This window comes from Nocardioides sp. YR527, from assembly GCF_900101045.1.
Classification (GTDB): Bacteria; Actinomycetota; Actinomycetes; order Propionibacteriales; family Nocardioidaceae; genus Nocardioides.
In genome coordinates this window covers 118,031-131,550 of record NZ_FNFN01000005.1, presented here as the reverse complement: position 1 = coordinate 131,550, position 13,520 = coordinate 118,031, and the positions used below count along the sequence as shown (strand labels likewise).

The window sequence follows — 13,520 nt, the reverse complement described above, 5'->3', positions numbered from 1 at the left end:
AACCGTATGGCGTTAGGTTAATCTGAAACCAGGAGGAAACACCATGGCTGCTGAACTGCTCTTGACCGGAGTCCGCGTCGCCGATCTGGGAGACGCCGTCGGAGAGGCCGCGGCCCGCCTGCTGGCGGATCTCGGCGCCGAGACGCTCAAGCTCGAACCCCCGCAGGGCGCCCGGACCCGGACCGAAGAACCTGTGGTGGACGGCCACTCGCTGCCCTACTGCGTTCGCAACGCGAACAAGTCGGCACTGGTCGCCGACCTCGCTACACCCGAGGGCAGGGCGGACGCCCGCGCGCTGGTCGCGGAGGCGGACATCGTCTTCGTCTCCCCCACCACGGCCGACGCCATCGGGCTGGCCCAGCTGCGGGAGACCCGTCCGGGGCTGGTCGCGGTGATCTCCTCACCCTTCGGCCTCACCGGTCCGCGACGCGACTGGCAGGCGACCGGACGTACGCTGCTCGCCCTCGGCGGGGCGATGTCGCGCTCCGGCAGGCCGGGCGCGCCGCCGCTGGTTCCGCCCGAGCAGCTCGCGACCGCCACCGCGACCACCCAGGCCGCGTGGCTGGCCATCGTCGCCCACACCCAGCGGACACGGACCGGGCTCGGGCAGACCATCGACCTGTCCCATCACGAGGCGGTGGCGACCGGGCTCGACCCGGCGTTCGGCGTGCAGGGATCGGCCGCGGCCGGGCGGTCGGGGAAGTTCCGGCGCGGCCGTCCGCCGGCCGACTCCTACCCGATCTACCGCTGCGCGGACGGGTTCGTACGTCTGTGCCTGCTCGCCAAGCGCCAGTGGCGCGGCATGTTCGGCTGGCTCGGCGAGCCGGCCGAGTTCGCCGACCCCAGCTACGACTCGATCACCGCCCGGGTGGCGGCCTCCGACCGTCTCGAGCCGCTCATCGAGGCGCTCTTCGCCGACCGCACCGCGGCCGAGCTGGTCGATGAGGCGGCCAGGCGCGGTATCCCGCTCGCCCAAGTGCTCTCGCTCGGGGAGGCGCTGGCCGCGGACCACTTCACCAAGGCCGGAACCGTCTCGCGCACGGAGGTGGCTCCCGGGCTGACGGCGACCGTGCCGGTCGGCTACCTGGCCGCCGACGGACACCTGCTCGGGCTCCGGACGCCGAGTCCGGGGCTGCCGACGCAGACCGCCTCGGCCGGTGCGTGGGCCCCGCGCGAGGGGCCCGTCCATCCGGTCCCGGCCACGAGCGGGGCTCCCTTCGCCGGCCTCCGGGTCCTCGATCTCGGCGTCATCGTGTTCGGTGCCGAGGCGGGACGGGCCTTCGCCGATCTCGGCGCCGAGGTGATCAAGGTCGAGAGCCGCAGCTACCCCGACGGGCTGCGCCAGACCCGGAACGGCGAGGCGATGAACGCCTCGTTCGCGTGGGGGAACCGCGGCAAGCGCAGCCTCGGGCTGGACCTGCGCACCGAGGAGGGCAAGCGGATCTTCATCGAGCTCGCCCGGCGCAGCGACGTGGTGCTCTCCAACTTCAAGCCCGGCACCCTCGACTCCCTCGGCATCGGGTTCACGACGTTGGCCGCCACCAACCCGGGCATCATCGTCCTGGAGAGCTCGGCCTTCAGCGCCGAGGGGCCGTGGGCGCAGCGCCTGGGCTACGGACCGCTGGTGCGGGCCGCCTGCGGGGTGACCAGCCTGTGGAAGTACGCCGCCGGCGACACCGCGTCCTGGGACGGGGTGACGGTCTTCCCAGACCATGTCGCCGCCCGCCTCGGAGCTCTCTCGGTGGCGGCCGCGCTGCTCGCCCGGAGCCGCGACGGCCGCGGGCGCCACCTGCAGATGGCCCAGTCCGACGTGGTCCTGCACCAGCTCGCCGACCTGGCCCTGCTGGAGAGCCTGCGGCCCGGGTCGGCCTCGGCGGTCGGCAACCGGGGCCGGGAGGTCTTCGGAGGCGTCTTCGCCTGCGCGGGCGACGACGAGTGGTGCGTCATCGACGCGCGCGACCCGGCCGAGGTCGAGCTGCTGCGCGAGGCGGTGGCGGCCGGCGAGCAGGACCTCGCCGACGCGGTGAGCGCGTGGACCGCCGTTCGCTCCCCCGCCGAGGTCGGCGAGGAGCTCCAGCGCCGCGGCCTGCCGGCGGCGCCGATGCTCCGGCTGCCCGAGCTCCTCGACGACCCGCAGCTGGCCCATCGCGGGACCTACACGACCCTGAGCCACCCGCTCCTGGAGCAGACCCTCCCGGCGGAGGACGCGGCGTCGGCGTACGAGCGGCTCGAGGTGCCGACGCTCGGCCCGGCCCCGCTGGCGGGCGCCGACACCGAGTCGATCTGCCGGGACCTGCTGGGTCTCGACGAAGACGACCTCGCGGACCTGTTGGACCGCGAGGTCGTCTTCGTGCCCTGAGCGCCGGGCGCCCCGGCCCTCAGCCGGCCGGGGTGCTCGGCGGAGCGTCCGGGTCCTTGGGGCGGTAGTCGTCGGCGTACTCGACCTCGGCGGCCTTGATCTGGCGGCCGAGCCACTTGTTCCAGGCCTTGGTCTGAGCCTGGGTGGTCAGGGTCTGGGTGAGGGTCTGGGCGGCCTGGTCGAGGCTGACCGGGATCGGCTCGGTGATCTCGGTGACGAGGCCGACGTTCCAGCCGTTGCTCGTCTGGACCGGGCCGAACGCCTTGCCGCGCGAGGCCGCGAAGGCGCTCTTGGCGTAGGTGTCCTCGAGCTGGGAGGCCTGGACGGCGCCGAGGCTGCCGCCCTTGGCGGCGGTGCTGGAGTCGCGCGAGCTGCTCCGGGCGACCGTTGCGAACGCCGTGCCCTTGCCGAGCTCGGCGAGCACCTGGTCCGCCTCCGCCTCGGTGGCGACCACGATGTTGCTGATCGCGCGCTGCTCCGGCGTGACCATCTCGGTCTTGTGGTCCTCGTAGTAGCTCTGGACCTCTGCCTGGGTGACCTCGGGGACGCTCGCGGTGATCTCGGAGTAGAGGCGGCTGGTCGCGATGACGCGAGTGATCTCGGAGAGCACCTCGGTCTCGGTGACCCCCGCGGTGGCCAGGAACTGCTCGTAGGTCTTCTGGTCACCGAGCATCTGCGACTCGATCACCTTGTCCAGCTGCTGCTGCGCCTGGGTGCGGGTGACCGTGATGTCCTTCTTCTTCGCCGCGCGCTCCAGGATGAGGCTGACCGCCATCGACTTGGCGGCGTCGCGACGGAAGGAGGCCTTCTTGGCCCCCTCTGTGGGCTGCTTGACGTTGTAGAGACCGCCGAGCACCTTGACCCGCTTGTCGAGCTCGGAGATCTTCACGGTCCGGTCGCCGACCTGCATCGCAGCGTCGGACGGAAGCGCGTTGGCTCGTTGCACGGCCAGGAACGCGCCCGCACCGACGACGGCGACCGCCACGACCACGGCGAGCAGTCGCGGCCACCAGGACGGGATCATCGAGCGTAGGTGGAGAGGTTTGATGGCGAGCTGGGTCATGCGCTGACCTCCTGGAGTTCTCGTGTGGGTGGGGTATCGGGCGTTTCCGTCCCCGATGGACGGGACTCGGGAGCGCGGAGCACCCGGGCCACCAGATGCGCCGCGGCGTACGAGCTGACGACGCCGGCGGCGAGCAGGAGCCCGAAGTCGCGGAGCACGGTGAGGCCGGAGAGCCCCAGCGCGAGATAGCCGACGGCGCCCGCGACGGCCGCGGTCAGGACGGTGCGCCCGGCCGAGGAGAGCAACGGTCGTTCACCCAGCCGTTCGCCCAGCATGGTGACGAACTCGCAGGAGGTGACCGTCACCAGCGCGCCGATGGCCAGCGTGAGCGGACTCAGGTCGATGCCCGCGAGCCTGACGGCGGCGAAGAGCCAGCCGGCGGCGAGCAGGGCGGTGGCCAGGACGCGTACGCCGGCCCGCCACGAGCGCAGCCCGAGCCCGACCAGGAGCGCGGCGACGAGGATGCCGACCGCGTTGACGGTGTAGCGGGCGTCCTCCATCGCGCTCAGGCCGTCGGCGGCGAGCACCGGCAGGCCGACGATCTCGACCCGGTAGCCCTTCGGCGGGTCCGGCAGCTCTTGACGCAATGACTCGATGAGCCGGCGCTGGGCACGTACGTCGTCGAGCGTGATGCCGTAGGTGGAGACAGCGGCCTGGTGATTCCTCGCAAGCACGGCCTCGGTGAGGTAGTCGGGAAGGACCTCGGTGCCCGCGCTGACCTGGGCCGCGGTGGCGCCTCCCCCGAGGAACGCGAGCAGCTGGCTGTAGGTCAGCAGCGGCCGCATCTGATCGGCGTGCTCGCGTACGACGAGGCTCTGCGCCTCCTGCGACCAGGCGATCGCCTCGGGCGAGGCGAGGTTCTTGCCACGCAGCACGATGTCGAGCTCACCGGAGAAGCCCAGCGTCTGCTCGATGCGAGCGGCGTCGGCCAGCTCGGGTACGCCCTTGGCGAGCTCTTCCGGACTGGACTGGATCCGCATCCCGGGCAACAGCACCCAGCCCGCGACGGCGACCGCCGCGAGCACGACCATGACGCCCTGGACCGCCTTGGGCGGCAGGCTCGGCCCGCGACGCGCCTCACCCCGGCCCGCCTCGGCTCGCGGCTCGATCCGTCCGATCATCAGGCGCAGCACCAGGGCCCAGCCCACGGTCAGCACCAGGCCCAGCGCGAGGGCGAGGCCGAACTCGCGTACGAACGGCAGCGGGGTCAGCGCGAGGCTGGCGAAGGCCGCGGCCGCGGCACCCGCGGTGACCAGCACCCCGCGGACGCGCTCGGACTGCAGCAGGTAGAGCGGGAAGTCGCTGCCGACACCGAGCAGCACCGGCAGGAACGCGGCGGCCCCGAGCGAGAGCGGCACCCCGAGCAGGCCGAAGACGGCGGCCGTCGTGGCGGTGCCGAGAAGCGCACAGCCGAGCGGTAGGAGACTGTCGCGGCGCCGCCTGCTCCAGCCCGAGCAGACGAGCACCAGCGCGACCGCACCGAGCGCGACCGCGCCGAGACGGAGGATCTCGGTGTGCGCACGATCGGCGACGCCGGAGACGACGACGGGAACGCCGGAGACGACCGGGCGCTCGATGCTCAGCCCGGAGTCGCGTACGGCCTTGCGGACCTGTGCCACCAGGCGGCGGGTCTGTTCCTGGTCCAGGCCGGGCTCGGGCCGGATCAGCAGTGTCGCCGACTTGGCGGTGGGCACCAGGAACCGCCACTCGGGGCGCGGGTTGCCGGCTCGGTCCATCAGCACCGAGGCGACGAACCTCTGGTTCTGAACGGTGGGGAGGCCGACCGGCAGCGCCTCGGCGAGCAGCTTGCCGTAGCGGCGGTCGAAGGGCAGGAGCGCGGCGTCGCCGGCGGCGGTGACCTCGGCCCTGCTCTTGTTCTCTCGCCGCGCCCTGGCCTCGGCCACGTTGCGGATCTGGTCACGCGCACCGGCGACCTGGGCCAGCATCCCCTTGACGGATCCCGCGGTCTGGTTGAGGACGGTGCCGGGGCCATAGACGCTGTGCACGTCGGCCAGGCCTGCCAGCGTCCCCTCGAGGCGGATCAGGCGCACCAGCTCGGTCGGGTCCAGGACCAGCCCGAGCTGGGTGGTGCCCTTCATCTCCACGACGACGGCGTCGCCGCCGAACGTGTCCTGGTAGGCCCGCAGCTGGCGGTCCGCGCTGTCACCGGCGGGCACGAACGAGTCGACCTTGGTGTCGACCTCCACGCGCGAGATACCCAGCCCCACCGCCGCGAGGACGAAGAGCACCAGCAGCGCGGACCTCCAGGTCACTTGTTCTCCTCGACCCGAGGAGCCTTGCCCGTGAACGGTGCCGGGTCGCCCGCCTGCCCCGGAGCCGGGTAGGGGTTGTTCCAGTGCAGCGGGTTGATCGTCTGCAGGTTCAGCGGGTTCCCTCGGACGGAGTACTCGTTGAAGATCGTGGCCAACCGCGCCGGCGCGACCCCGTTCTCGAGCGGGATGTCGAACGCGCCACCGAAGTTGCCGAAGAAGGAGCCGATGTCATTGGCGTACGGCTCGATGTAGGTCAGCATCGGGTTGATGTTGCGCAGCAGCAGGTCGAGGTAGGGCGTGATCGCGATCAGGTTGCGCGAGAGCGCGGGCAGCTGGTTCACGGTCTCCGGCGCGATCTTCAGCGCCCCGTTCATGTAGGGCAGCAGCGCCTCGAGGCTGGCGGTGACCGAGGGCAGGTTGACCAGCGCCGCGTTGAGGTCGGGCGCCGCCTGGTCCAGGGACCGTACGACCGGGCTGAGGTCGCCGGAGAGCTCACCGAGCGAGCTGGTCGCGGTGCGCGCACTGCTCATCAGCCCCGGCAGCCGCTGCACCGTGGCGGCCAGCGCCTCCTGCTGCCCGGCGGTCGCCCGGGTGATCTGCTGGGTGTTGTCGATGACCGAGACGATCGCGCCGCGGTTGGTGTCGGCCGCCGCCAGGATCGCGTTGGTCTCCTGCACCAGGGACTGCAGGTCGTCGTTCTGCGCCGCGAGCGCGTCGACCGCGGTGTAGCCGGTGCCGCCGATCTGACCCAGCCCCTCCATCACCTGCGAGAGGCTCTGCTGGGTGCCGTCGGTGGTGGCGCCGAGGTCGGTGAGGGCCGCGGCGAGCTGCTTACGGGTCTGCGGCGTGAACGTACGCACGACCTCGTCGATGTCGGTGGCCGCGACGACCGACTTCGGGGACAGCGTGGTCCCGTCAGCGATCTCGGCGCCGTTGCCGTCCTTCACGTCCACGAAGGACTGGCCGATGACGGACTTGACGCCGACCCGGACGGTGGCCCCCTGGTGCAGCGGAGCCACCTCGTCGTCGAGGTCCAGCACGACGCGCGCGGTGCGTCCCTCGACCTTCGTGGAGGCGACCCGGCCGACGATGACACCGGCGACCCGGACCTCGCCGGCCTCCTGCAGGTTCTTCAGGTCGGCCGACTCGAAGGAGACCTGGTAGGAGCCGTCGCCGCCCGGGAGCGTGCCGCCGGACCCCTTCCACAGGTAGCCGAAGCCGAGGACGCACAGCAGCGAGATGGCCAGGATCACCACGACCGACGTACGCGGCCGGAACCGGGAGCCGGCGGTCGGGGTCGAACGCATCGTGACACTCATGGGGTGTCTCCCTTCTTGCCTTGGTCGACGCCCTCGTCGGCGAGGCCGCCGGTGGGGTTGGTCAGGTCGACGTGGAGGTTGGCTCGGCCCATGCCGCCGTTGGCGTCGTAGAGGCTGAACGAGGACGAGGTCTGGTAGGTGAAGGCGGCCAGGTCGTCCATCCAGGGCACCAGCTCCTTGGTGGCCTGGGGCAGGTAGCCGACGACCGGCTTCAGGTCGGCCAGCGCCGGGTTGGCGTCGGCGACGAAGGGACGCAGGTCGTCGACCACGGGCCCGGCCCGGTCGACGACGGGAGCGGCGCCGTTGATGAAGTGGTGGACGGAACCGACGGTGCCGTCGAGGTTCTCGACCGCCTCGGGGAGAGTGTCGGAGGCCTTGTCGAGGTCCTTCAGGGTCGGGTCGAGCTGACCGGTGAGGTCGTTGACCTCGCCCATGGATCCGGACAGCTGCTCGGTGAACCCGGGCAGCGTGTCCAGCGACGCCGAGAGCTGCTTGTCACGCTTGGCCACGGCGCTCAGCGTCTTGTCCATCGAGGTGGTCAGCTCGGTGAGGCGCTGCCGGTCGTGGCCGACGGACTCCGAGATGGTGGTCAGCGAGGTGACCAGCTGGGAGAGGTTCGCACGCCGCTCGTTGAGCGCGTTGATGACCGGCTCCCACTGCTTCATGGTCGCTGTGGTCGCGTCCAGACCTGCAGGGAGCGTGGTCGGCGCATCCTTCAGACCGATCTGCGTCTGGTCGATCATGGTGGTCAGCGCCGCTCGCGTGCGGGCGTCGAGCTTGTCGAGCACCTCATAGGGCTGGACGGCGCGCTTGGTCTGCGCGACCGGGAGCGTCCCGCCGTCCTCGAGCAGGCTCGCGGGCGGGCCGCCCGGGTCGAGCTCGATGTACATCACGTTGAGCGGCGCCTTCGTGCGCAGGATCGCGGTGGCGTTGCCGTAGATCCGCTGCTCCTTCTCGAACTCCACGGTGACCTCGGCGGTGCCGGACTCGGTCGGGTCGGCCGCGGTGATCCGGCCGACCGGCACCCCGGCGATCCGGACCTCCTGCACCGCCTCGGGACGTACGCCGGGGGCCGCGGTGAACTCGATCGCGACCGACTGGCGGTCCTGCCACGGCAGCGTGATGTGCTGGTTGCTGAGCACGTAGACGGTGGCGGCCAGGCCGGCGACGAGCGCGAGGGCGACCGCGATCGAGTCGCGCTTGAGCCCCGGCGTGTTCCGGATCCGGTCGGCGAGGGTGCTGAGGCTCACCATCAGTTTTCACCTTTCAGCTCGGGGATCAGCTGGGCGAGGGCGTCGTCCAGGTTGAGCGGGGCGACGCTGCCGGCGCTGACGCCGGCCTGGAAGTTGAGCAGGCTGCCCTGCGCGTCCTGGGTCATCGAGGCCCGGTCGAGGTTGGTCACCATGTAGGCGAGCTCCTGGTAGAACTTGTTGTCCGACTGGACCCCGCCACCGGTGTCCTTGAACGGTCCGGTGCCCCGGTAGGTGCTGCCCAGGGACTCCAGGACGGGGCCGTCGACACGCTCGATCACCGGGCCCTTGATGTCCTTCAGGATCGGCTTGGTGGTCCGGGCCGTCGGGATCAGGTCCTGGACCAGCGGCTGGGCGTCCTCGAGCAGCCCGGGCAGCTTGGCCGCGACCGGCCTGGTGTCCTCGAGCATCGGCTCGAGGGTCCTGACCAGCGGGCCGACCTCCTCCGCGGTTGGCTGCAGGCCGGTCGCGGTGCGGTCGAGCTGGTGCAGCGTCGGCGTGAGCTGGTCGGTGGCGGCCTTGGTCTCGTCCAGGGCCGTCGGCAGACCCGCGATCGTGGCGGAGAGATCGTCGCTGTGGTCGGCGAGGGTGGTCGTCGTGGTGTTCAGGTTCACCAGGCTGCGGGCGAGCGCGGCGTCCTGCTCGTTGAGGGTGGCCGCGAGGCTCTCCACGTTGCCGACCAGCTCGGGCAGGTCGCGGTGCGGCCGGGTGCCCTGGACGGCGGTGACCAGCTTCGTCGAGGGGTCGAGCACCTGCGGTGCCTGGTGGGCGAAGGACCGGATCGACTTCTGGTTCTTGTTCGACAGGGTCGCACCGGCCTCCTTGATGGTGCCCTGGAGGTCCTTCCTGGTCTCGGACGGCAGTGCGGCGAGGATCGCGTCGAGCTCCACCGGGACGTGGGTGCGGCTCTTCGGGATCGCCTTCTCGGCGTACTCCCCCGCTCCGCCTGGCACCAGGTTCAGCGAGTACTGGCCACCGAGGACGGTCAGCGGCTCCACCCGGGCGCTCGGGGTCGACCCGAGCCGCTCCTTGACGCCGTCGTCGATCTTCATGTCGACATGGGTGGTGCCGTCGGCGTCCTGGCGTACGTCGGAGACGACGCCGACCTGCAGGCCGGCGACCTTCACCTTCGTCTTGCCGGAGACCAGGCCGTAGTTCTGGTCGAAGGTGGCGTGGATGGTGTCACCCGACCGGAGCAGCAGCGAGAGCTGGGTCTTGAACGCCAGGCCGGTGAGGACGACGACGAGGACGGCGATGAGGATCACCGCCCGCCGAGTGAGCGCGGACATCAGCACTTCCCCTTTCCGTACTTCAGACCGTGGGAGAACGCCTTGCCCGGACCGGAGTACGGGTCGACGTTCGCGAGCGGGTCGGGCTGGCTGGCGACGTAGACGCCGGGGAAGACGAGCATCGCGCTGAAGTAGTGCTTGTCCGGGCCGTAGTTGCCGCTGAGCAGGTCGTTCTCGCAGAACAGGGTGCCTGCGTCCGGGGCGTACGGGCTGAGCACCTCGAGCGTCGGTGCGGTCTTGCCGAGCGTCTTGCGGGCCCGGCCGACGGTCGGCTCGGCCTTGGTGACGGCCGGAACCAGCGTCCCGACCGGCTCGGCGGATCCCTCGGCGAACTTCTTCACGGTGACCGCGACCGGGGGTGCCTCGACCAGGAAGTCGCGCAGGTTCGGCACCGACTCGACCAGGTCGTCGACGCCGGGACGAAGCTCGGTGACCGCATCGGCGGTGTCGTCGAGGGCCGGGTTGATCTCGGCCAGACCCTGGCGGGCGGTCACCAGCGTCGCCGGGGCCTGCGCCACCGTCTGGCGGAGCGGCTCGGTGTCGTCGGTGTTGACCGCGCCGAGGGTCGTGTCGGTGGTGGTGACGAGGGTCTGGATCTGCCGCTCGTGCCCGTGGATGTGGGAGACGAGCCGGTCGCCGGTCACGAGTAGACCGTCGAGGTCGGTCTTCGGGTCGGACGCGGTGTCGAGCACGACCGTCGCGTCGTCCAGCATTCCGGGCGCGACCTGGAGGGCGCTGTAGAGATCCTTCTGGTGGCCGGAGACTCCCCCGCCGACCTCGCGCAGTCCGACCTGCAGACCTTCACGGGCCTTGGGCGGCAGAGCGGAGAGCACGGTGTTGAGGTCGGTCGAGCTCGTGGTCCGCTCGGCGGCGATCGGCTTCCCGCCGAGCAGGCCGGAGCTGGCCGTGCCGGGATCGAGGGAGACGAACTTGCGGCCCAGGACCGAGGCGTTGCCGACCGCGGCGGTCGCGTCGGCGTACAGGTCGCGGTCCCCGTCCAGGCGCATCTTCACCAGCGCCCGGTCGTTCTCGTAGGAGATGCCGGTGACGACGCCGACGCGGATGCCGTTCTGGGTGACGTTCTGCTGCGGCTTCAGGGTGCCGACGTCGTCGAAGTACGCCGAGACCTCGGTGTGGTCCTTCAGCGGCAGCGCACCGCCGCCCTGGACGAGGGTGCCGACGTAGGCGATGACACCGCCGGCGGCGATCGCGACGATCCCGATGAGGAGTCGACGGGCGTCTTGTCGGTGCAGTCGTGCGCTCATGAGTGGCCTCCGATGAGCTGGTCGAGAAGGTTCTGCTCCTGCGACGAGGTGAGTCCGGTCGCACTGTCGGGGTCGTTGCTCGGTGAGTTGCCCTTGCCTCCGGTCAGCCCACCGACGGCACCGTTGAGGTCGTCGGCGGAGCCGGTGATCCCGCCGCTGATGCCGTTCAGCGGGTCGACGAGGTCGCCGACGAGCGGCCCGTCGAGGTCGGTGTCCTCGCCCTCGTGGGTGGGCCCGGAGCCCTGCCCGCCGAGGGTGCCGATGTTGGGCAGCACCTCCGCGCCGACGAGCGAGTTGAGCGCCTCGGGGGTGACGTGGACCAGACCGCGGAAGTAGTGGCTCAGCCCGTCGCGCGAGTTGGTGCTCAGCGCCCACTTGGTGACGAACGACATCAGGTCGCCCAGGTGCTCGTCGAGGAGCTCGTCGCCCACGGGGCGCAGGTCCGAGGCGGTCGTACGCAGGTTGTCGCCGGAGGCGCGCAGGTCCTCGGTGATCGGCTTGATCCTCTTCAGCAGGGCGTCGAGCTCGGCGAAGAGCGGCCCGAAGGAGTTGAAGGCGGGGTCGGCGTAGGGCGAGAACCGGTTGATCTCGTCGGCGATCTCGGCCAGGTCGCGGGTGACCGGGCGGGCCTTCTTCAGGGTCGGGGTGACGGTCTCGGAGACCGTCTCGAGGGAGGTCAGCGTGCGCTGGGCCTCCTGGAGTGTGGCGGGCAGCTCGGCGATGGTCGCCTCGAGCGCGGTCTGTTCGTCGGCCAGGGCGTCGAGGGTCTCCCGGGCACGCGAGATCAGCTGGTCGAGCTGCTTGCCGTTCTCGCCGGTCAGGGAGGCGGCAACCGGGTCGGCCTTGGCGACCAGGTCGGTGAGCACCTTGTTCTGGCTCTCCAGGATGGCGCCGACCTGGTCGAGGTTCTCCATCAGCGGCGTGAGCGCCTTGAGTGCGTCGGCCATCTTCTGGCCGCCGCCGTTCATGGTGCCCTCGCCCAGCGTGCTGACCAGCGCCGCGAGTGCGGTCGAGGTCGGGTCGTCGAGGGTGTCCAGGACGTCTTGGAGGTTGACGGCCGAGTCGGTCTGCTTCAGCGGGACCGTGTTGTTCCTCAGGTAGGGCGAGGACTCCTTGCCCGGCTCGATGGATACGTAGTTCTCGCCGAGCGCGTTGATCGGCTGGATCAGCAGCTTCGCGTCCTCGTGGACCGGGAGCACGTCCTCGTCGAGGTCGAGGGTGACCCGGGCGACCCCCTTCTCGAGCTTGATCGACTTGACCTTGCCGACCTGGACGCCGGAGGTGCGGACCTCGTTGCCGACCTCGAGCGGGCTGGCGTCCTCGAAGTAGCCGACCAGCTCGGTCGTGCTCGGGGAGGACGCCATCAGGTTGGTGCCGGTGACGGCCGTCGCCGAGCCGACCACGATGGTGGCGGAGATGACGGTGACTTTCGAGATGAGCATCAGTTGATCCCGTCCCCTTCTGCATCGGTCCACGGCTGGCCGGCGATCGAGCCCGGCAGCGGCCGTGCGTCCTGTTTCATGCCCGGCGGCATGACGCCGGGGTTCTGGTCGAAGCTGCTCGCCGAGGCGGTGATGAGCGCGCGGGCGTAGTGGCCCGAGGCGTCCCGGCTGCCGAAGACCCCGTTCCAGTTGCTGAGCCAGCCGACCAGCTCCGGCGTGTAGGGCCGCAGGTAGGAGACCATCGGGTCGGCCTGCTCCAGGGCGCTGGTCGCGGTCGGCAGGATGGCGTTGGCGTCGTTGACGAGGCCGGGGGTGTACTGCAGCAGCTCCTGAGCGTCCTTCAGCGTGCCGGGCAGCATCGCCAGGGCGGGACGTACGTCGGCGAGCACCGGGTTGGCCTGCTTGGCGATCGCCGGGAGCCGGTCGGTCGAGGGCCGCAGCGTGCGGAGCACCTTCCGGGTGGAGTCGACCGGCTCCGGCACCGCCTCGAGCGCGGTGGTGGCCGAGTCGATCGTCTCGGGCAGCTTCTCGATGCTCGCGGAGAGCTCGGCCTGACGGCCGGCGATCTGCCGGGTGAGCGTGTCGAGGTTCCTGATGCTCGCCGCGAGCTCGGCGTCGTTGGCGGAGACGTTGGACGTCACCCCGTGCAGCTCGGTGATGATCTTCTTCAGCGCCGGCCCATCCTGAGCGATCGCGCTGAGCAGGTCGGCGATGGCCTTCACCGTCGGCCCGGCCTTGGCGAGGGTCGTACGCAGGTCGGGCTTGGTTCCGGCGAGGGTCTTGTTGAGCTGGGCGACCAGGGTCTGCAGCTGCTTGCGCGTGGGTGCGTCGAGGGTGGCGAGCAGCTCGTCGACGTCGACCGCCTCGGCGTTGCCGGTGACCAGGTGCCCCGAGGGCATCTCCGGGTTGGTCTTCGCGCCGGGGACGAGCTCGATCATCCGGGTGCCGAGCACCGAGGCCCACTTGACCCGGGCCGTGGTGCCGGCGCGGAGCGGGGCGTACTCGTCCTCGATGGCGACCTTGACCTCGGCCTGGCCGTCGCGGACGCCGACGTCGGTGACGTGGCCGACGCGCTGGCCGTTGATCATGACACTGCCGTCCTCGAAGGCCGAGCCGGCCGAGGGCATCAGCAGGGTGAGGCTGTAGTCGGGCCCGTCGGTGAGCTTCACCGCGCCCCAGGTCAGGAGGGAGCCGACGATCACCAGGGCGATCACACCCTTGGCGCCGACTCGTTGAAGGATCGCTGTCATCGTCGTCCCC

Annotated in this window: 9 protein-coding genes; 1 reads left to right on the top strand and 8 read right to left on the bottom strand. The window is 70.9% G+C overall.

What is annotated here, in order from left to right; translation table 11 throughout:
* Positions 1-43 precede the first annotated feature (43 nt).
* Positions 44-2,359, top strand: a complete 2,316-nt coding sequence (locus tag BLT25_RS16210) for a CoA transferase (RefSeq protein WP_091047941.1) — start codon at positions 44-46, stop codon at positions 2,357-2,359.
* A gap of 19 nt (positions 2,360-2,378) precedes the next feature.
* Here BLT25_RS16210 and BLT25_RS16205 read toward each other — a convergent pair whose 3' ends face one another.
* Genes BLT25_RS16205 through BLT25_RS16170 form a run of 8 tightly spaced genes read right to left on the bottom strand, consistent with a single transcriptional unit; the run spans position 2,379 to position 13,510 of the window.
* Positions 2,379-3,422 (bottom strand): peptidyl-prolyl cis-trans isomerase, encoded by a 1,044-nt coding sequence (locus tag BLT25_RS16205; protein WP_091047938.1) that lies wholly within the window; start codon positions 3,420-3,422, stop codon positions 2,379-2,381.
* On the bottom strand, positions 3,419-5,695 hold the full coding sequence (locus BLT25_RS16200; protein WP_091047935.1) for an RND transporter family protein: 2,277 nt from the start codon (positions 5,693-5,695) through the stop codon (positions 3,419-3,421). Before BLT25_RS16200 ends, BLT25_RS16205 begins: the two co-directional genes overlap by 4 nt.
* Positions 5,692-7,014 (bottom strand): MlaD family protein, encoded by a 1,323-nt coding sequence (locus tag BLT25_RS16195; protein WP_218131375.1) that lies wholly within the window; start codon positions 7,012-7,014, stop codon positions 5,692-5,694. The genes BLT25_RS16200 and BLT25_RS16195 overlap by 4 nt, the downstream gene beginning before the upstream one ends.
* Positions 7,011-8,267, bottom strand: a complete 1,257-nt coding sequence (locus tag BLT25_RS16190) for an MlaD family protein (RefSeq protein WP_091047933.1) — start codon at positions 8,265-8,267, stop codon at positions 7,011-7,013. The genes BLT25_RS16195 and BLT25_RS16190 overlap by 4 nt, the downstream gene beginning before the upstream one ends.
* Positions 8,267-9,553 carry an MlaD family protein gene (locus BLT25_RS16185; RefSeq protein ID WP_143033777.1) on the bottom strand — a complete coding sequence of 429 codons (1,287 nt, stop codon included), beginning with the start codon at positions 9,551-9,553 and terminating at the stop codon, positions 8,267-8,269. The genes BLT25_RS16190 and BLT25_RS16185 overlap by 1 nt, the downstream gene beginning before the upstream one ends.
* Entirely contained in the window at positions 9,553-10,818 is a 1,266-nt protein-coding gene (locus BLT25_RS16180) for an MlaD family protein (RefSeq protein WP_091047929.1), read from the bottom strand. Before BLT25_RS16180 ends, BLT25_RS16185 begins: the two co-directional genes overlap by 1 nt.
* Positions 10,815-12,260: an MlaD family protein gene (locus BLT25_RS16175; RefSeq protein ID WP_091047926.1), complete on the bottom strand. Its 1,446-nt coding sequence runs from the start codon at positions 12,258-12,260 to the stop codon at positions 10,815-10,817. The genes BLT25_RS16180 and BLT25_RS16175 overlap by 4 nt, the downstream gene beginning before the upstream one ends.
* A complete protein-coding gene (locus tag BLT25_RS16170) occupies positions 12,260-13,510 on the bottom strand; it encodes an MlaD family protein (RefSeq protein ID WP_091047925.1) in 1,251 nt (416 codons plus the stop codon). Before BLT25_RS16170 ends, BLT25_RS16175 begins: the two co-directional genes overlap by 1 nt.
* Positions 13,511-13,520: the final 10 nt, after the last annotated feature.